This window comes from Odoribacter laneus YIT 12061 (genome assembly GCF_000243215.1).
Classification (GTDB): Bacteria; Bacteroidota; Bacteroidia; order Bacteroidales; family Marinifilaceae; genus Culturomica; species Culturomica lanea.
In genome coordinates, this window is the sequence record NZ_JH594596.1 from 2,221,453 (window position 1) to 2,242,056 (window position 20,604).

Sequence of the window (20,604 nt, forward strand, 5' to 3'; positions counted from 1 at the left end):
TTTTAATTTTGTTGTATTTTTTTAAACATATTTTATACAATTATTTCTCTCTCAAATATTTCAAGCATGAAGTAAAATTTCTGGTTTTTCTTCCCTTTAAGATACATTTATCCACCCAAATAGGACAAGGTTTTAGTAGAAGTTCCGCTATATATAGGGCAAATTCAGGAACACTAAAACTTTTACAGCTTAAAAAGAGAAAGTTTTAGTGTATTAACAGCATTTAAGCTGACAGCAGCGAATGAAGCATCCGAGGGAAAAGCGCAAAGGATCGGAAAAGGAGAAAAAATTATACCTAAAATAGATCCTAGACGGAGAAATAGCCTCTGAAGCTAGTTTTTTATCGATTAGCAATATTAAAAAGTAAACCTCACACGAATCTCTTGGAGCTGTAGAATGATTTTCTCCTGAAGAGAACATCATTTGGGGGAAACCGGACAGTTACGCATTTTATCCAGCAATTGTTTATGAAATTTATGTTCAACCCAATCCAATTTCAAAATTTTCGGAGAGGGAATGACAGCTAATAATTTATGATAATATTCCTTTTTGATATCCAGTATTTGTTGTTCCGTAACCAACGTCTCCTCCACCACTTTCAACACCTGAGCATTGGTCAGGTTCTTGGCATCCCGGACAGCCTTGGTATTTTTTCGGATTTGGAATTCCTTATCCCGGATCTTTTTAACCATCTCATTATAAAGGGGCCAAAAAACAGCAGCTTCTTCAGGGGTCAAGTCTAGTGCCTGAGTAAAAAAAGCCACTTTCTGTGCCTCAAATTCATGTCGTTTTTTTTCTGTTAATTTAGATTCCTGTCCCCAAAGAGTCATTCCATACAGAGACAGCAAAATTGTTATCCAAAATCTCATATGCTTTTTAATAAAGTTCTGCATAAATCAAATCATAATCACTCACTTCCGTAGACAGATATTCCAGGATTTCTTCGCTCGTCGGATTAAAACTTCCGTCTAGGACTAAATCATCTGCAACTCCCTCTTCCGTATTCGCAACGATCTCCGTGCTCGCTTTTTTCAACATTTTATTGCCATCAATAAAATGAGGTACGACAAATTGAACGATAAGGAAAGCCAGCAAAAAGATGGCAGCCAACCCCATATAAGGTTTCAGTAAATTTACAAAAGAAACTTTCTGTGGCTTTTCTTCCTCCCTTATTCTCTCCAGCACCTGATCTGTCAAATGTCCAAAATATTCTTCAGGCACCGAGAAAGGATTTTTCTTTTTATATTTATCATCAAAATTATCCATCATTCAAAATTTAGAAATTGAACAATTCAGAATTGACTATCTATGATTCTCATATTTTCTTCTATCTTCTTCACTGCATTATGATAAGTAGCTTTCAGTGTTCCTACAGCAACATCCAGAATAGCAGCAATATCTTCATAAGGCATATCATCAAAATATTTCATATTGAATATCAGACGCTGGCGGTCGGTCAATTTCAATACTGCTTTCTGTAATTCTTTCTGAATTTCATCCCCGCTGAAATAGACATCACTTTCCAGAATATTTTCCAAAGCCTCTGTAATTTCCCCGGAATTTCCATATACTTTCCGCTTTTTCTCAGCTGAATTCAACTTGCAAATGCAACAGAATTCTGATTAATAATTTGTTTAAATATTTCGTTTGGCGTGAGGTATCCAAGTCTTTTACGAGGTCGATTATTGAGTTTATTTTCAATCCACTTAATCTGTTTGTTGGTTACTTCACTAAAGTCCTTACCCTTTGGGATATACTGCCTGATAAGCCCGTTGGTGTTTTCATTGGCACCACGTTCCCATGAGTGGTATGGTTTGCAAAAATAGAATTTTATTTCCAATTTTTGCGCAATTTCCTCGTGCTTTGCAAACTCCTTTCCATTGTCAGCCGTAATTGTGTGTATTAAGTTTTTCACTTTCCGCAGTGCCCATACTGCAATCTTAGCTACCGGGATGGCTTCTTTTCCCGACAACTTGCGTATCCAGACCCTGCTTGTTGCTCTGTCGTTAATGGTAAGAATGGCACCTTTGTGGTTCTTACCAATAATTGTATCTATCTCTAAATCACCAAATCTCTCCTTCAGTTCCACTATCTCGGGACGCTCATCAATATCCACCCTGCCTGGGATAAATCCTCGCCCTGCATTTTTAGAACCACGTTTGGCATACCTGCGACCTTGTCTGCGAAGATATTTGTGCAGTTTGCCACCCCGCCGCTTATCCTCCCAAATCCAGCGATATATCGTTTCGTGAGATACCATCGCAATTCCCTCCAAGCGGCTCCTGCCGACAATCTGCTCCGGGCTGAATCCTTTCTTCAACAGCTTTATTATCCGTTTTCTCATTGCCGGTGTAAGCACTTCCTTGCGATGTTTTTGCTGCTTGCGCCTGTCTGCTTTTCGCTGGGCAAGCTCCATGCTATAGCTACCACTTCGGGCGTCGCAATTGCGCTTTATCTCCCTGTAAACAGTGCTTTTATCTACTCCGATAGCTTCCGCTATTGCTTTTTTGCTCATCGGTATTTGCAACATCATAGAAATTGCATACCTTTGTTCCTCGGTTATATGTTTGCTCATCTGCAACTTTTTTTTCTTTGGACGGACAATTAAAGCAAAGATAGCAAACTTTATCCATTCAGAGTGAGAGAAAGGGGGACATTGTCTCTCTTTCCTCTCTGAAAAATAAATGTTTTTATTGCTTATTATCCGCACCCAAAAAGTTGCATTTATAAGTTGAACTCAAGTCATTCAAAAAGTTAATGGATTCATTCGTTGCAATCCGGTACATCCAGGTATATAATCCGGATTCATACCGAAATTCCTTTAGACCTTGCCATATTTTTACAAAAGTATTCTGTAGTATGTCGTTACTATCTTCATGGCTTAAGACGATTTTCCGGATGTGCCAATAGAGTTTCTCTTTGTATTTATCCACGAGCAACCGAAAAGCTTCTTCCTTCTTATTCTTAAGATGAAACAATTCTATTATTTCATTATCTGCTATAGACATACCGACAATTTTGCCTTGTTTTCAATTATATTGACAATAAAGTTCTCAAAAGGTTTATTTCTCCCCCCCTGGTTTTCTTCTCCATGGTGAAAAATTGATATCCTATTTTCTTTTTCTCAAAGCTGTATAAGTTTTGATTCCCCTTATATAATAGGCATATACAATACTTCCTTTATAAATACAGGAATCCTGTTTAGACACCGGGATAGGGGTATATTCTTTCCTCATCGTCCAAAAAGCACGATAAGCACGAAATACAGCAGAGGCATTGGCTCCTTGTCCCCGGAGGAGGAAAATAAAAAAAGCGACTGAATCCAGTAGCAAGCGGATTATAAAAAGTTTTCTCCACGTTTTTCGATCCAGATTTTTATAAAGCATTAACAAATTATTCCGATAATTCAAAAACAGCTTTCTGGGATGGTTCATCGGCAAAGAAGCCCCTCCCAGATGATATACGACAGAAGCCGGCTGGACCTTTAAAACATATCCCTGGTTTCGCATCCGCCAGCAAAGGTCAATTTCTTCCATATGAGCGAAAAAACGTTCATCCAATCCTCCACAAGCCAAATAGACCTCTCTCTTCACGCATAAGGCGGCCCCGCTACACCAGAAAGTCTCCACTACGTCATCATATTGTCCCCGGTCGGTTTCTGTCGTATTCAGCATTCTTCCCCGGCAAAAAGGAAATCCGTACCGATCTATATATCCTCCACAGGCTCCTGCGTATTCAAATTTTTCCTTATCCTTCCAGGCTTTAATTTTAGGTTGTATCGCAACAACCTCCGGTTCCTTTTCGAACAGGTCCTCTATCGGAGATAACCAACCGGAAGTCACTTCCACATCACTATTCAATAATACGACATAAGCCGAATCGAGTAAAGCTATCGCTTTATTATATCCCGCAGCAAAACCGTAATTTTTTTCAAAACGGATTACCTTAACCTCCGGAAAATCTTCTGCCAATACCTGCAAAGAACGATCGGTAGAACCATTATCCGCCACAATAACCTCGGCTTTTTCCGGATCGGTATGCCGGACTACAGCAGGTAAAAATTGTTTCAGCAATTTTTCCCCATTCCAATTCAATATGACGACAGAAAAACGGCTCATCGTTCTTTCTTAATTTTTATCTTGTTTTCTTCCGGCTTTTTTCCTTTATTTTCTTCTAAATAAACAGCTTCTTCCCTTTTGTGCTTCCACCGGCGATGCGACCATAACCAATATTCAGGAGCTTTCTGTATTTGTTGCTCCAAAAAGCAAGTATGCATACGGGTCAGTTCCCCCGGAGCTAAAAGAGCAGGTTCTCCGCAGAGATCCACAAAATCCACTTCATAATATCCCCGTTTTAATTTTTTCATCTGCAAAGAAATAACAGGCAAATTAAATTTCCGGGCAATTTTTTCCGTTCCCATAAAAACAGGGGTATCCTGATGCAAAAATTCCATCCAAAAATTCAAATTATTGACATTGGGAGTTTGGTCGGCAATAAAACCGGCCAAAAACAAACGTCCTTCCCGCAGATTACTGACAATCAGGCGTAAGATGTCATTTTTAGGCACAGGCCGTGCACCGAAACGGGAGCGAATCTCGATCATCAACTGATCCATTACTTTATTGTGCATCGGCTTATAAAGTGTATAAAAATCAATGTTTCCCTTTGTCCATAAAGCATAAGAAGCCATCCATTCCCAATTTCCGTAATGCCCCAATACCCCTATGACACTTCTCCCCTGATCGTAATATTTTTGAAGGATTTCCGTATGTTTAAATACACAGCGACGTCTCATTTCCTGTTCCGACATATGCCAGGGCTTATAGAGTTCAACGAAAATATCTCCCAGGTTCCGGTAAAATTTCTTTTCGATCCGTGTCAGTTCTGTTCCTTCTTTTTCAGGAAAAGCATTTCTCAAATTTGTCCGAACAACATTTCTCCGGTAACGAACCACATAATACAACAGGTAATACAAAATATCCGAAAAAAAATATAATACCCGCAAAGGTAAATAGCTAATTATCCAGATAAGTCCGCGTAATAGATAAGATACCATATATTTTAATTAAGAAGTCAAAGATAAACGCTTTCAAAATCATATCCAAAAACCAACCTATTTATCCACAACCAGAAAAGCAAACAAAACGATTTTCTATCATCTTAACCATTTTTGAGATTCCAGAATTTTAACTAAATTGCCCCCCATTTCATTTGAATACAACTCAATTGATAAATGGCGTTCGTTATTAAACATTTCCATAAACTTAAAAAAAGAGAAATGAAAACACATTTTACTATTTTCCTATTATTCGTTACCAGTTTATTTTCTCAGGCAGCTTCTCATAAACAGCAAATAAGCTCTCCCGACGGGAAATTAAAAGTCATCATTGAGATCGGAGACCTCATTCGTTGGTCGGTTCTGGACAATGACCAAACCCTCATTGCCCCTTCTCCGCTTTCTTTAACTTTGGGTAATCAGGAAAGCTGGGGGATCCAACCGAAATTACAAAAAGTAAGTAAACAATCTGCAGATAATATCATTACTTCTCCTTTTTATAAAAAGTCTCAAGTGATTGACCAATACAACCAACTGACACTCCAATTCAAAGGGAATTGGGCTTTGGTATTCCGGGCTTACAATGACGGAGTAGCTTACCGTTTCCGGAATCTTTCGGACAAATCACTTACCGTCGTAAGCGAAGAAGCTGTTTTCAATTTCGATAATGATTACGAAGCCTATGTGCCTTACGTTCACGCCCGGGATAAAAAGAACAAATCTTTCGAAGCTCAGTTCTTCAATTCATTTGAGAGTACTTATACTCACGATAAAATCTCGGCTTTGGACAAAGAACGGCTTATGTTTCTGCCCTTGGTTGTCGATGTGAAAAAAGGGAAAAAAGTACTCTTGACAGAAGCAGATCTGGAAAGTTACCCGGGTATGTACCTCAATACAGCTCAAGGGAACCATTCTTTCACCGGGGTTTTCGCCCCTTATCCCAAGACGACAGTACAAGGTGGGCACAATATGCTGCAACGCTTGGTAACCGCTAGAGAACCTTATATTGCCCGGATTCCGGGGAAACAGGATTTACCCTGGAGAGTAGTGATCATCTCGACAGCAGATAAACAATTAGCCAATTCCGACATGGTCTATAAATTAGCTTCTCCTTCCCGTATCGGGGACATTACCTGGATCAAGCCTGGAAAAGTAGCCTGGGAATGGTGGAACAATCTGAATATTTACGGGGTAGACTTTAAAGCCGGTATAAATAACAATACTTATAAATATTATATCGATTTCGCTTCCCAACAAGGGATAGAATATGTCATTCTGGATGAAGGATGGGCGGTAAATAAAAAGGCAGATATGATGCAAATTATTCCGGAAATCAACATTCAGGAGTTAGTAGATTATGCAACAGACCGGAATGTAGGTATCATTCTTTGGGCCGGTTACGAAGCCTTAAAAAAAGATCTGGAAAACATTTGCCGTCACTACGCGGACATGGGAGTAAAAGGATTTAAAGTCGACTTTTTCGATCGGGACGATCAGGAAATTGTAGATTTTACTTACCAAGCCGCTGAAACAGCCGCCAGATACAATCTTCTGCTGGATTTACACGGCATTTATAAACCTACCGGTTTACAACGTACTTACCCGAACGTATTGAATTTTGAAGGAGTATATGGCTTAGAAAATGTAAAATGGGCCCCGGATTCTGTCGACCAGGTCACTTACGATGTCATGATTCCCTTTATCCGAATGGTTGCAGGACCGATGGATTATACTCAGGGGGCTATGCGGAATGCAGCTAAAAGGACTTTCGCTCCGATTTATTCAGAACCGATGAGCCAGGGAACCCGTTGCCGTCAACTGGCCACTTATATTGTTTTCGAATCCCCTTTGAATATGCTGTGCGACAATCCCAGCAACTATAAGAGAGAACCGGAATCGCTAGCTTTTATAGCTCAAATCCCCGTTACCTGGGACGAGACCAAAGTACTGGAAGGCACAATTGGAGAAAACGTCATTATCGCCCGCAGAAAAGGAAACGATTGGTATATAGGAGGACTTACAAACTGGACTCCCCGTACAGCTGAACTGGACCTCAGTTTTCTAGGTAACAATGTTTATCAGGCCATTCTCTTTCAGGACGGGATCAATGCAGACCGGGCCGGACAGGATTACAAACGAACAGCATTCTCTCTGGGAGCCGAGAAACAGCTAGCGATCGAGATGGCCCCCGGTGGAGGTTTTGCCCTTATCCTTAAACAACAATAGAGGTATAAATATTTACAGGCAGTTCCTCCAAAAGATAGAAAATATTCAAAATTTTTCAGATAAATAAACGGCTTTTAAGCCTGACTGATAAGATTTTGCAAACCTTTAACGGACAATCCTCTGGTTCTTAGATACCTATTTATCAGAACCGAAAGTTTGTCCGTTAAAAGTTTGCAAGTTTTCTTCGTTCAGCCCCAATAAACCGTTAAACTGTTCCAGAATTTTTACCTATTCCTGTCTTTCCTTCAAAGAAAATCCCATCTGGCTTTGTTATTCCCGCACTAACTTTCCAGACATACGTTTGCGTAAAAAAATACATATTTTTTTACTTAACTAAACCAAAAATGCGGTAATTTCGTACAACTGAATGAAAAGAATGTTTAATTTTCTGATAGTATATGATCGAATTCAAGCCTATAACTTTAGCAGATAAATCTTTAATCACTTCTTATACCTTAGCGTACGCACCTCAGGATTGCGATTTTGCGTTTTCCAACCTATGTGCCTGGCACTTCAGTAACCAAAGCAGTTATACTGTGATAGACAATAGTCTGGTCGTTCGTTTCCACACAGAGGACAACCGGCTTATTTATTTAATGCCTATCGGTAAGGGGAATCTGGTACATATTGTTGAGCAATTGGACAAAGAAGCACAAAAGGAAGGTCATCCTTTACGCCTACAAGGGATATATCCGGAAACACAGGAAAAACTAGAAAAAATTTTTCCCACTCTCTTTGAGTACACCTCTTACCGGGATTTTGCCGATTATGTCTATTTACGGAAAGATTTGGTCGAATTAAAAGGGAAAAATTATCAACCCAAGCGGAATCACGTAAACAAATTTACCAAAGAATACTCTTACAGGTATACCCCTCTCACCCCGGAAATGCTCCCCCAATGTTTAGAATTCGAATCCCGCTGGAGTATCGAACACGACTATGTGGAACAGAACGGTCTGAAAGATGAACGCCGGGCATTGACCTATGCGATCCACCATTATGAAGAACTGAATCTAACAGGAGGAGCCATTTGGGTAAACGAAGAAATGGTTGCTTTTACCTTCGGAGCTCCCATCAATCAAAACACTTTCGACATCAACGTAGAAAAAGCCAATATACACATTGACGGGGCCTACAGCATCATCAACCGAGAGTTCGCCTCCCACCTTCCCGAACAATATACTTACATTAACCGGGAAGAAGACTTAGGTGTTCCCGGCTTGCGTCAATCCAAACTTTCCTATCATCCGGCGATTCTTTTGGAAAAATGCATCGCCACAAAAAAATAAAGTCATGGTTAAAGAGGAAGTGATTCGTTTATGGCGGATTTGTTTTCAGGATTCAGAAGATTTCATCCGTTTTTATTTCGACAAAAAATACCGGGAAGAAAATACGCTTACCCTGAGCGAAAACGGCCAAATCGTATCAGCCCTGCAAATGCTTCCCTACCAAATGACATGGAATGGGAATTTGATTCCCGTTTCTTACATCTCCGGAGCCTCCACTCTTCCGGAAGCCCGCAAAAAAGGATATATGTCCCAACTCCTATCAAAAGCTTTCGGGGTCATGAAAAACCAAAAAATCGCTTTTAGTATATTGATTCCTCAGGAAGACTATCTGTACGATTATTATGCTAAAACAGGATATGTCCCGGTTTTCGGTTATACTCCGGAGAACTATTATTTACCGGTAAAATATACTCACAAACAGGTAGAAATTCTTTCTTCCCAAAAATGTTTTTCTTCGCTGCCGGAGCTTTATTGTTATTTTAATCGGCAGATGTTAAAACGTCCCAATTGTGTCCAACATACTGCAGAAGATTTCAAAATTATTCTGGAAGATTTATATCTGTCGGGAGGTCATTTAATTTTATTTCGGCATATTTCAGGAGAAATCGGGGGACTGGCTTTTCTTCAGCCTTTACCGGACAAACTGCACATCAGTGAATTGTTGGCCGACTCTGAAGATGAAAAAAGCGCTTTGCTGAATACAGTGGCAGACCAATGGAACAAGAGTGAAATCGAATTAAAAACTCCGCCTCGTTCCGGGCATACAATCCGCCGGGGTATGGCCCGCATGATCGATACGTTACAAGTCCTAGGCATCTATGCTCAAACTCACCCTCACCGGACCATACTTCTTCAGCTAACAGACGAAATAGTGCCTTCAAATAGCGGATTCTATCGTTTAAAAAACGGGTCCGTCTTTCGAACAGATTCCGAAATACAACGTCCGGACCTGCAACTAGACATCCGAGAATTAACCCAGATGGTATTTAACTATCCGGCTTTTATCAGTCTTATGCTGGATTAAACCCCGGACTAAAAAAAATAAACGGCTCATTTCTTTCTCTTTTTTCCCTAAAGAATGTCCTTAAAACAGAAAGAAAAGGACTTTTTATTGCTAAATATTGTCATTTTCAGATTAATTGACTATTTTCGTGTGCTAATGGAATCGAGAAATATTAACGGCAGACTAACTATGGACCAAGACAACACGTTACTGAATGAAGGGCTAAACAATTCTTCAGAAGTACCAGCCAACGAAGTAAGTGACATCCTTCCTACGGAAGAAAACATTCCTTCAGAAGAAATTAAACCGGAAATTCCGGAAATCAATTTCGCTGTTTTAAAAACAGAGGAGATTGTTGCAGAAATGCAAAAGCTCATTGAAACCTGTCCGACGGGGCAAATTAAAGATGTAATGGAGAAGCTCCCGGAAATTTTTGAAAAACAATACAAGCAGGAATACGAGCAAGCTTTGGCAGATTTCACGGCTGACGGGACTCCTGCAGCAGACTTCAATTACAAAAATGAGAATAAAGAAAAGTTTTACGATCTTTATAAACTCTTTAAAGAAAAAAGAATTACTGCCGCAAAGCAGATCGAAGTAGACCGGGAAAAAAATCTTCAGATCAAGCTCCAGTTGATTGAAGAACTGAAAGAATTGGTACAAAAGGAAGAAGCACTCAATAAAACATTTCAGGAATTCAAAGATATACAAGAACGCTGGAGAAACACAGGCCTTGTTCCCCAAAACCGCGTGAATGATTTACTAGAGACCTATCATCACCACGTAGAAAATTTCTATAATTACATCAAAATCAACAAGGAGTTGAGAGATTTGGATCTGAAACGAAATCTGGATGCCAAAATCAATTTATGCGAGGAAGCGGAAAAACTGGTGGAAAACAAGGACATCAACGACGCTTTTAAACAATTGCAACTCCTCCATACCCGTTGGAAAGAAATTGGTCCTATTCCGAAAGAACAACAAGAACCTGTCTGGGAACGTTTTAAAGCTGCCACGAGTAAAATCAATGATAGTTACCACAAGTTTTTTGAAAGCCTGAAACAAGAACAGGAAGACAATCTGAAGGTAAAAGAAGAAATTTGCGGAAAAGCGGCCGCAATTGCAGCTGCGGAATACCAAGGTATCAAGGAATGGAATGCTGCTGCCCAAAACATTATCGAACTCCAGGAAGAATGGAAACATTCCGGAACCGTTCCTCAAAAAGAACGCAACCGGGTCTTTAAAACATTCAGGGCTTCCTGTGATACTTTCTTTAACCGGAAACGGGAATTTTACAAACAAATGCTGGAAGAACAGGAAAAGAATCTGGAACTGAAAACCAAGCTCTGTGAAAAAGTAGAAGCCATTAAAGACAGTACAGATTGGAAAATTACCACAGATAAAATTATTTCCTATCAAAAAGAATGGAAAAAAATAGGTCCTGCTCCCCGGAAATATTCCAACAAAATATGGTTCCGTTTTCGTGCAGCCTGTGACGAATTTTTTAATAACAAGAATGCCCACTTCAAGAGCATTGATTCCGAACAGGAAAAAAATCTGGAGGCCAAAAAAGCATTAATTGAAGAGGTAAAACAATTCCAACTAGTAGACGATAACGAAGAAAATATCAAAAAACTAAAAGAATTCCAAGCCCGTTGGAATGATATCGGATTTGTACCCATCAAAGAAAAAGAAGCCGTCCAAGAAGAATTCCGAAAAATCATAAATACTTATTTTGACAAATTGAATTTGGATGAATTTGATAAAAACCTGGAAAAATACAGGGCTAAAATCAATTCTCTGGACAGCAGCGAAAATAAAGAATTCAAAATTATCAACGAACGGGAAAAGTTGATTGTCAAAATTCGGCAACTAGAGAATGACATCCATACCTGGGAAAACAATATCGGGTTTATTGCAAAATCCAACAAATCCGAAGGTCTTATCCGGGAGTTAACGTCTAAGATAGAAAAAACCAAACAGCGATTAGCTTTATTGCAGGAAAAATTAAAGGCGATTGACAGCCTGATTTAATACTCATAAAAAATTTCCAATCCCTAAGGTTCTCTTTCGGCTTTAGGGATTTTTCATTTTTTAACGAGGGCATTCAGGGGGATATTCATTCTTTTTTTCTTGTGTACTCCGGTCTTATTTTTTACATTTGCAACTTCGAGAAATTAATAAAATTCAAGTTATCGTGTCAACAAAATATGTTTTCGTTACGGGTGGAGTGGCCTCTTCTTTAGGAAAAGGTATCATTGCGTCTTCTTTGGCAAAATTACTTCAGGCAAGAGGATATAAAGTTGCCAATCAAAAATTGGATCCCTATATCAACATTGATCCGGGAACATTAAATCCTTACGAACATGGAGAATGTTATGTTACCGATGACGGAGCGGAAACAGACCTGGATTTAGGACATTACGAAAGATTTACAGGTTGTCCCACTTCTCAAGCGAATAATATTACGACAGGCAGGATCTACCAGAACGTCATCAATAAAGAAAGACGGGGAGATTATTTAGGGAAAACGGTACAGATTGTCCCCCACATCACGGATGAAATCAAACGCAATATAAAACTACTCGGGAATAAAGGGGAATACGACGTCGTAATCACCGAAATCGGAGGTACTGTAGGCGATATTGAATCTTTACCTTTTTTGGAAGCTGTACGTCAGTTACGTTGGGAATTGGGAGAAAAATCCGTATTGATACATTTGACACTTGTCCCCTTTTTGTCGGCTTCCGGAGAGTTAAAGACCAAACCCACTCAACATTCTGTAAAATCTCTTTTGGAAATCGGAGTTCAACCGGATATATTAGTGCTCCGTACGGAACACAAATTAAACAACGACTTAAAACGGAAAGTTGCTTTATTCTGTAACGTACAGCCGGAAGCCGTGATTGAATCCATCGATGTTTCCACCATTTATGAGGTGCCGATTAAAATGGAAGAAGAAAAACTGGACGAAATCGTACTTGAAAAATTAGATCTTCCGTTGAACAGTGAACCGGATCTGGATTCGTGGAAAAAATTCCTTTACAAATTGAATAATTACCGACAGGAAGTACAAATTGGGCTGGTAGGCAAATACGTCGAGCTGCACGATGCCTATAAATCCATTGCCGAGGCTTTTACCCACGCAGGAGCTGTGAACGACTGTAAAGTGAACATCCATTGGATTCATAGTGAAACCTTAAATGAAGAAAATGCCGAAGAAACGCTTAAAAATCTGCATGGTATTTTAGTAGCACCCGGATTTGGCCACAGAGGAATTAACGGGAAATTGCTCGCCATTCATTATGCCCGGACAAACAACATCCCGTTTTTTGGAATTTGTCTGGGTATGCAAATGGCCGTCATTGAATTTGCCCGGAACGTTCTGCATCTGGAAGGAGCGGATTCCACAGAAATGGCAGCAAAAACCAAATATCCGGTCATCGATTTGATGGACAGTCAGAAAAATGTAACGGAAAAAGGAGGGACAATGCGTCTGGGAGCTTATAAATGTGAATTAAAAGAAGGCTCTAAAGCCTACGAAGCTTATGGACAAAAAATGGTAGAAGAAAGACATCGTCATCGTTACGAATTCAATAACGAATACAAAGAAGCTTTCGAAAAAGGTGGTATGATCACCACCGGCATCAATCCGGATACAGGATTGACGGAGATTATCGAAATACCTTCCCATAAATGGTTTATAGGAACTCAATTCCACCCGGAATATAAAAGTACTGTGGTGAAGCCTCATCCGCTGTTTGTTGCTTTTATAAAAGCCTGTCTCTCATAATAAAAAGCTAAAAATAAAATCGTAAATCAAAAATAGTAAGTCAATATATGGATAGAAATACAATCGTCGGTTTAGTACTTATTTTTGTCATTCTGATCGGGTTCTCCTATCTTACCCGGCCAAATGAAGAACAATTAAAAAGGATACAGGAACAACGGGATTCCATTGCCCGGGTCGAAGCAGAAAGAATGGCATTAGCTGCCCAACAGGAAAAAAAAGATTTTGAATTAAGCCAAGAAACGGATTCGTTGAAACCCCTGTCTCCGACAGTGTTTGTGCAAGACAGCCTGAAGGAAGAAATTATTACACTGGAAAACAATAAAATTCGTCTACAACTCAGTACCCAAGGAGGACGTATCGTCAATGTCGACTTAAAAGAATATTTTACACACGATTCCCTGCCTCTGATCTTATGGAAAGCGGATAAAAGCACTTTCGGCCTGAACTTTTATGCCCAAAACAAACAGATCAACACAGAGGAATTTCTTTTTGTTCCGAATACGACAGAAACTGTTCTCAATGCAACAGAAAGTGAAAAAACATTGTCTCTGAAACTCTTTTCAGGGGAAAACAAATACATCGAATTTATATACAAACTGGCACCGGACAGTTATATGGCAGATTTCAGTATCCGCACACACAATATGAACGATGTCATCGCTTCCAATTCTTCTTTCCTGACCTTATTCTGGGGAGTCGATATGCCGCAACTGGAAAAGAGCAAGGATTTCGAAAACCGTTATACAGGAGTTTACTATGATTTTTTAAGCGACGATGTAGAAAACATGTCTACAACCTCCAACGAAAAAGAAACGTTATCTACTAAAATCAAATGGGTCGCTTTCAAACAACAGTTTTTTTCTTCCATATTGATCGCTCAGGACGCTTTTACGGATGTTGCCCTTTCTTCAGATATCAGCAACGAACCGGGATACCTGAAAAAAGTCTATGCAGAAATTCCTTTAGCTTATTCCGGGAATAACAATGAAACATATAACATGCAATTCTTTTTCGGACCGAATTCTTATCCCATTCTGAAAGAATACGGGGCGGATATTGAATTACCGAAACTGGTCAATCTGGGTTGGAAATGGGTGGCTTGGTTTAACCGTTATGTCGTTATTCCCCTGTTCAACTTTTTGGAAAACCATGTCACCGGTAACTATGGACTGATCATCCTGCTGCTGACGTTAATTATCAAACTGGTGCTGTTTCCCCTTACCTACAAATCTTATCTGTCACAGGCTAAGATGAGGGTATTAAAGCCTCAGATCGACGAAATCAATAAAAAATACCCCAAAGAAAAAGCTCTTGAACGGCAGAAGGCAACCATGGCGCTTTACAAACGAGCGGGAGTAAATCCGATGGGGGGATGCCTGCCCATGTTGTTACAAATGCCGATATTGATTGCGCTTTTCTGGTTCTTCCCGGGAGCGATTGAACTCCGGCAAAAGAGTTTCCTTTGGGCTACAGACCTAGCTTCTTACGATTCGATTGCTACTCTCCCCTTCTCTATACCTTTCTACGGGGACCACGTCAGTCTGTTCTGCTTACTCATGACAGCAGTCAATATCATCTATATGGTCATGAACAATAAAAATCAACCCCAGAACGAACAGATGAAAGGCATGCAGACAATGATGTATATCATGCCTATTATGTTCCTATTCATTTTTAACAGCTATTCTTCGGGATTGAGTTATTATTATTTCGTCGCTACACTGATCACAATTCTGCAAACTTGGCTGATCCGTCGTTATGTAAACGATGAAAAATTGCTCAAGCAAATCGAATTAGCAAAAACAAAACCGGTAAAAAAATCAAAATTTCAGGAACGACTGGAACAAATGCAAAAAATGCAAGAACAAAAAAGAAGATAAATCCGAAAGAAAACTGTCTCCAAAAGTAAAATTTCGCTTTTAAAGAGTAGTGTTTTTTCAGGTAATCAAGATTAATCGACTTAACTTGTAATGAGTTAAGTCGATTTTGTATTCCCTTGAATATTTTTACGACCATAAGACCTAACAGCCGAAACGAAGGAATTCCTCAAATAAAAATCCCGCTCTTCCTTAACCGGCTTTCGTAATTAACGTCCTGCTGATAGACTAAACTTCGAAGCTGAAAAAAATCTTATAAAATTTATAAAATAATTTGGTTTATAATATAAACTAGTTTATATTTGCATCATAAAATAATTACAAATACGAAATTTACAACATAGAAAAGCACGTCCGATTGGGAAAAACACCGATTCTCCAGCGGGATTTAATAGAAAAAATTCTAATCTTAAATAATTATGGAAAACAAAAAATTAAATGAAAAAGAAAGTTTGGAGCTTATCGCCCGAATGATCCGCAACACACATGAAAATCTGGAAACCAGAGGTGGAAAATCTATGCTGGTGAATGGGTACACGACCTTTCTCACCTCTATTGTCATTTATTTCCTTGTGGGATACACACACAATCCTTATTATCATCTTTTGTGGTTTATCATTCCTGTCGTCGGAATAATCTGGAAATATATTGATAAACGTTCGCATCCCCAAAAAGTAACCACCTATATCGACCGGGTTGTCGGATACGTATGGATGGTCGCTGGCATTATTGTGTGGCTGTCTGCTTGTGCGGCTTTTTTCTCTGTTTTCAGCATGTTACCTATCTTATTTGTAGTCGCTTTAATGATCAACACAGCAACGATAATCACCGGTCTGGTCATAAAATTCAAGGCCCTTACCATCGGAGGGTCCGCAGGTATTCTCCTGAGTTTTTCCTTGCTCATTATTTTCGGCCTTAAGAGTATATTAATCTTTGCCCTTATCTTTTTACTCTGTATGATCATTCCGGGGCATATCTTGCAATATGCTGAAAAGAAGAAACGTTTAAAATCAAGAGCATATGTTTAAAGAATTGGATCCTTTGCTGCATTCGGAATTACGGCTAGCCGTCATGTCGATTCTGATTTCGGTAGAAGAAGCTGACTTTGTCTTTATTAAAGAACAGACAAAAGCTACCTCAGGCAATCTCAGCGTTCAAATCGACAAACTCAGTAAAGCCGGATATATCGAAATTACCAAAACTTTCAAAGGTAAAATGCCTCAGACACTTTGCCGTCTTACCCCAATCGGCAGGCAAGCCTTTGAAAATTATATAGAAGCTCTGAAAAGTTATATCGGGAACATCGGATAAAAAGCAAGCCTTAAAATATAACATATTACGAATCAATTAATTATGAAAAAATTTTTCATCATTTTAGGAATGCTGTGCTTTTATGCAAACGCATCAGCCCAATACGACAATCAATTTTATCATCCACAAAAAGATTGGATACCCTGTCATTTGCCGGTATATGAAGAAATTTATTTCCATCCACAAACGGATACGCTACATTCTCTCTTATGCAAACCGCAGGGAAAGCCCAAAGCCACTTTATTCTATATTCACGGTAATTCTGGGAATATTTCCTATCATTCCGGCCTTATCAACACTTTCGTGAAAGCCGGCTTTCAGGTATTTATCGCCGATTTCCGGGGATATGGGAAATCCTCCGGACATCCTACTCATCTCAATATTGCCGCTGACGGTCAACTTATACTGGATTCTCTCTTAAAACGTCCGGATGTAGAAAATACTACCTTCATCCTTTACGGAGCTTCTATCGGAACACAACTCGCAACAAAATTAGCAAAAGACAATCAGGACAAAATCGACGCTCTGGTCCTAGAAGGCGGCATGAGTTCCTTTGCTGATATTGCATTACAAAGTATACCGGAAGAACAACGGGAAATGGCGCGGCCTTTTCTGATCTTCCCTTATTCTGCCAAAACGGACATCACTGCCATCAATCGCCTTCCAAAACTCATTATTCACAGCCCGGATGACGAAACGGTTCCTTATCGTCAGGCACAGGAAGTATTCCAAAAAGCTCCGGAACCTAAATATTTTCTGCAAAGCCGGGGAAAACATCTAGAAGCCATAAAAATAGAACCAGATACAATTATCAAAGCCATTCAAAATCTTATTCAACTTAAAAAAGAAAACGATGAAAACCACTCCAAATTTATCACACAAATTACAAGTAAGGTTATTTTACCGGCAGCTGTTCACTTATGTTGTCATGATGCTGTTTCTCCTGTTTATCAATTATATCTGTTATAACGGATATTGGTGGGTAGTCTGGCCGGCAGCCGGTTGGGGAATAAGTCTCCTCTTTCAGTCCGTCAACGTCTTTTTACCCTTAAACAAAGAAGAAGAACAAATCTGAAAAACGGATTTTTATAAAGACCGTCTTCGATTTTAAAATCTCTATTTATTTCATTATTACTAAATCCAAATGCCATGAAAAAATTAACATTATCCCTTCTCATTAGCTGCCTGAGTAGTATTCTTTTAGCAGTCTCCACGCCCCCGATTCTTCCCATACAAGAACGAATCGAAAAAGGATTATACGCTTGTTTTACAGCACAATCCGCAGAACCACTGGCCTCTCTTTACACCGAACTGGAGAAGCAACATACACCGCTAGCCTCTTATTGGATGGCGTATACAAAATTTTACGAAGCAATATATGATTTAAAAACACAAAAAGTCGATTTAGCCAAAAACTGTATTCAGCAAGCCATAACTTTACTTGAAAATACAAAAAACAAAACATCGGAAGATTACGCTCTTTTGGCCTATATTCAAAGCTTTTCCCTACAGTATAAAACGGGGATGGAAGCCGGAAAAATTTCCAGTGAAGTCGCTGCAAACGGACAAAAAGCATTGCAACTCGATTCGACAAATTTAAGAGCCTGGTATATAGTAGGCAGCCATGATTTCTATTTACCTGCCACCTACGGAGGAGGACAAAAAGCGGAAAGTTATTTGAAAAAAGCAATTGAACTCTCTCCTCAACCTGTAACCAATCCCTGGTTTCCTTCCTGGGGAAAAGAAGAAGCCTACGACCTGCTGATCCGGTTTTATTTAAATAAAGAGAAAACGGCAGAAGCCCGTAAATATTACGAAGCCTTAAAAGCATCTTATCCCGAAAGTTATTTAATTGTTCAATATGAAGAAAAATTCCAATAAATATGAGATTTTTTTTCTTTTCCCTGTTTATCCTCTTTGGAATTTATCCCCTTAAAGCACAAAAATACTGGCAAGGGAAAGTACTGGATGTGAAACGTAATCCTCTATTTGCAGTAAATATTTACTTGAAGAACGATCCCAAACAAGGGACAATTTCAGATGAACAGGGAAACTTCACCTTATTTTATTCAGATACCACGTATCCGGATACATTAGTAGTATCTTTTATCGGATATCAGGCAATCTGTTTACCTATAGACAAAATTTCTTCGGGAAAACCGTTACAGATTATACTTCGGGAAAACAATCTGGAGCTGACAGAAATCGTCGTCAAAGCGAATCCTTCTCTCTCCCAGGAATTCTCGGTTAAAGAAATTACCCGCTTGGATATTTACAACACCCCCCTTTCTTCCGGAGATGCCTTGAAAATGATTACATTTTTGCCTTCTTCCACCAATACAACCGAAGGTGCTGAACCGGAATTACGAGGAAGTGCAGCAGGCCTGAGTAGAGTCGTCTTTAACGACGTACCTGTTTACAAACCCGTCCGAAATTCTCAAATTGACATGCCCGGACACTTTAGTATTTTCAATACGGAATTGCTGGGAACTCAAAATATTTATGCCGGTAATCCTCCTCTTATCTACGGCAATGCTCTAGCCGGACTGGCAGAAATCCGTACCTTAAACCGACAACCTTTACGTCAAACACAACTTTCTGCCTCTCTGGCAAATATCGGCTTGTTATATGCTCAACCTTTAGGAAAAAGAAACTTTATGCAAAGTTATGGGAATTACCAATTTTCAGTTCCTCTCCTTGGAATTAATCCGAATAAATACCTGAAGAGTTTTCGCTCTGAAGACTTAGGAATAAATCTTCATTTTGAAAACCGGAATCATTGGACTTTTAATCTTTATTCTTATGCAATAGACGAAAATTACGAAGGATATAATTATCTCTATAATTATAAAGGAAAAGTGCAAGCGGACAAACAACGGAATTTTTATATCTTAAATCTGAAGTACCGGAAAAACCAAATGCTAATTTCGTGGAATTCAGGCTTCGACTGGTCGAGAGAAACCTATTATTTCGGTAATATCTCCTCCAGACAAAAGGAATATATTTTATATAGCGGATGGGATCTTAAATATTTTCTGAATACAGCCTTTTATTTACAAGGTGGAATATCCCTCGAACATGCCCGCAGAAATTACGGGGGGAAAAGCCCCTATTATTTTTATGCCGTTCGTCCTCAGGATCCGATCTATCCGATGGATTTGACTATTTCAAATTCTAATCTCGAATGTTTCCTTTACTCCCGTTGGCAACCTTTTGCCCGGTTAAAAATAGGAATAGGAATCCGTAAAAATATTCCGGTGTCCGGACAAAAAAGTTACTGTTCCTATCAAAGCAATATCCGTTATACGCCGGCAGAAAATCATTCGATTCTCCTGGGTATTGGACAATATAATGGATATTCCGTACCCGGATATTTTTTACAAGCGTATACGCCGATTTCTTCCCGCCAATATTCCTTGGAGTATCAATTCCGGAAAAAGGAAACGGACCTGCAACTTGCCTGTTATATAAAAGAAGAAAAATATACAGATTATTTGACAGAGATAGGGACAAGTATTCCTTTAAAGAATAAACTGATTGGACTGGAAGCCGCATTCAGCCACAACTGGAGTAAATTTCACCTTTCTGTCAGCTATACTTTTCTGTATGCCCGTCAATATCAAAACGGACAACAATACAATGCCTCCAATCGAATGAATTATCTTCTAAAATTTTCAGCAACCTATCAATCTAGGCAATGGGGTTCGCTTTCCCTCTCCGGAATTGCCAGACCAGGTCTTTATTATACCCCCGTTTATTCCGGCCTCCCAGATGCGGAGAATTCTGTTTATATCCCCCTTTACGGAACCTATCATTCCCAACGGTATTCCGCTTATTCCACTTTTGGCATCACATATAACAAAATCTTAGCTTTCAAAAAAAATTATATGGTTTTATTCGCCACACTCAATAATATTTTAAACCGGAAAAATCAAAACGATATATTTTACGCATCCGACTATTCCCATATTTCCCAATATACTTATTATGCCAAAAGAATGTTGTATTTTGGTTTGCAATATAATTTTTAAACATTAAATTGCCTTTTT

Annotated in this window: 19 protein-coding genes; 12 read left to right on the top strand and 7 right to left on the bottom strand. The window is 39.2% G+C overall.

Annotated features, from left to right (window positions below):
* Window positions 1-419: 419 nt before the first annotated feature.
* The 7 genes from HMPREF9449_RS09300 to HMPREF9449_RS09330 form a co-directional block, all read right to left on the bottom strand.
* Window positions 420-869 carry a hypothetical protein gene (locus tag HMPREF9449_RS09300; RefSeq protein WP_009137003.1) on the bottom strand — a complete coding sequence of 150 codons (450 nt, stop codon included), beginning with the start codon at window positions 867-869 and terminating at the stop codon, window positions 420-422.
* Window positions 870-876: 7 nt separating this feature from the next.
* Window positions 877-1,266: a hypothetical protein gene (locus HMPREF9449_RS15910; protein WP_009137004.1), complete on the bottom strand. Its 390-nt coding sequence runs from the start codon at window positions 1,264-1,266 to the stop codon at window positions 877-879.
* Between the two features lie 26 nt (window positions 1,267-1,292).
* Window positions 1,293-1,598, bottom strand: coding sequence for a sigma-70 family RNA polymerase sigma factor (locus HMPREF9449_RS09310; protein WP_009137005.1), 306 nt, complete (start codon window positions 1,596-1,598; stop codon window positions 1,293-1,295).
* Complete coding sequence (locus HMPREF9449_RS09315; protein WP_009136301.1) at window positions 1,595-2,575, bottom strand: IS30-like element IS4351 family transposase; 981 nt, start codon at window positions 2,573-2,575, stop codon at window positions 1,595-1,597. Before HMPREF9449_RS09315 ends, HMPREF9449_RS09310 begins: the two co-directional genes overlap by 4 nt.
* A gap of 115 nt (window positions 2,576-2,690) precedes the next feature.
* Window positions 2,691-3,008, bottom strand: a complete 318-nt coding sequence (locus HMPREF9449_RS09320; RefSeq protein WP_009137006.1) for an RNA polymerase sigma factor — start codon at window positions 3,006-3,008, stop codon at window positions 2,691-2,693.
* A gap of 102 nt (window positions 3,009-3,110) precedes the next feature.
* A complete protein-coding gene (locus HMPREF9449_RS09325; RefSeq protein ID WP_009137007.1) occupies window positions 3,111-4,118 on the bottom strand; it encodes a glycosyltransferase family 2 protein in 1,008 nt (335 codons plus the stop codon).
* Window positions 4,115-5,056, bottom strand: coding sequence for a lysophospholipid acyltransferase family protein (locus tag HMPREF9449_RS09330; protein WP_009137008.1), 942 nt, complete (start codon window positions 5,054-5,056; stop codon window positions 4,115-4,117). The genes HMPREF9449_RS09325 and HMPREF9449_RS09330 overlap by 4 nt, the downstream gene beginning before the upstream one ends.
* Before the next feature lie 222 nt (window positions 5,057-5,278).
* Between HMPREF9449_RS09330 and HMPREF9449_RS09335 the strand changes: the two genes are divergently transcribed.
* The 12 genes from HMPREF9449_RS09335 to HMPREF9449_RS09385 all read left to right on the top strand — a co-directional run bounded on the left by HMPREF9449_RS09335 (window position 5,279) and on the right by HMPREF9449_RS09385 (window position 20,586).
* Window positions 5,279-7,282 (top strand): glycoside hydrolase family 97 protein, encoded by a 2,004-nt coding sequence (locus HMPREF9449_RS09335; protein WP_009137010.1) that lies wholly within the window; start codon window positions 5,279-5,281, stop codon window positions 7,280-7,282.
* 398 nt (window positions 7,283-7,680) lie between these two features.
* On the top strand, window positions 7,681-8,571 hold the full coding sequence (locus tag HMPREF9449_RS09340; RefSeq protein WP_009137011.1) for a DUF2156 domain-containing protein: 891 nt from the start codon (window positions 7,681-7,683) through the stop codon (window positions 8,569-8,571).
* Window positions 8,572-8,575: 4 nt separating this feature from the next.
* Window positions 8,576-9,595, top strand: coding sequence for a GNAT family N-acetyltransferase (locus tag HMPREF9449_RS09345; RefSeq protein WP_009137012.1), 1,020 nt, complete (start codon window positions 8,576-8,578; stop codon window positions 9,593-9,595).
* A 168-nt stretch (window positions 9,596-9,763) separates the two neighbouring features.
* The gene (locus HMPREF9449_RS09350; RefSeq protein WP_040611761.1) at window positions 9,764-11,608 is read left to right on the top strand and encodes a DUF349 domain-containing protein; all 1,845 of its coding nucleotides are present in this window, start codon (window positions 9,764-9,766) and stop codon (window positions 11,606-11,608) included.
* A gap of 163 nt (window positions 11,609-11,771) precedes the next feature.
* Window positions 11,772-13,367 (top strand): CTP synthase, encoded by a 1,596-nt coding sequence (locus HMPREF9449_RS09355; protein ID WP_009137014.1) that lies wholly within the window; start codon window positions 11,772-11,774, stop codon window positions 13,365-13,367.
* Window positions 13,368-13,414: 47 nt separating this feature from the next.
* Window positions 13,415-15,247 carry a membrane protein insertase YidC gene (gene yidC, locus HMPREF9449_RS09360; RefSeq protein ID WP_009137015.1) on the top strand — a complete coding sequence of 611 codons (1,833 nt, stop codon included), beginning with the start codon at window positions 13,415-13,417 and terminating at the stop codon, window positions 15,245-15,247.
* A 416-nt stretch (window positions 15,248-15,663) separates the two neighbouring features.
* A complete protein-coding gene (locus HMPREF9449_RS09365; RefSeq protein WP_009137016.1) occupies window positions 15,664-16,272 on the top strand; it encodes a hypothetical protein in 609 nt (202 codons plus the stop codon).
* On the top strand, window positions 16,265-16,555 hold the full coding sequence (locus HMPREF9449_RS09370; protein WP_009137017.1) for a winged helix-turn-helix domain-containing protein: 291 nt from the start codon (window positions 16,265-16,267) through the stop codon (window positions 16,553-16,555). Before HMPREF9449_RS09365 ends, HMPREF9449_RS09370 begins: the two co-directional genes overlap by 8 nt.
* Window positions 16,556-16,597: 42 nt before the next feature.
* A complete protein-coding gene (locus HMPREF9449_RS09375; protein WP_009137018.1) occupies window positions 16,598-17,524 on the top strand; it encodes an alpha/beta hydrolase in 927 nt (308 codons plus the stop codon).
* A complete protein-coding gene (locus HMPREF9449_RS17020) occupies window positions 17,487-17,630 on the top strand; it encodes a 2TM domain-containing protein (RefSeq protein ID WP_367400935.1) in 144 nt (47 codons plus the stop codon). The genes HMPREF9449_RS09375 and HMPREF9449_RS17020 overlap by 38 nt, the downstream gene beginning before the upstream one ends.
* 74 nt (window positions 17,631-17,704) lie before the next feature.
* Window positions 17,705-18,436 (top strand): tetratricopeptide repeat protein, encoded by a 732-nt coding sequence (locus tag HMPREF9449_RS09380; protein ID WP_009137019.1) that lies wholly within the window; start codon window positions 17,705-17,707, stop codon window positions 18,434-18,436.
* Between the two features lie 2 nt (window positions 18,437-18,438).
* A complete protein-coding gene (locus tag HMPREF9449_RS09385) occupies window positions 18,439-20,586 on the top strand; it encodes a TonB-dependent receptor (RefSeq protein ID WP_009137020.1) in 2,148 nt (715 codons plus the stop codon).
* Window positions 20,587-20,604: the final 18 nt, after the last annotated feature.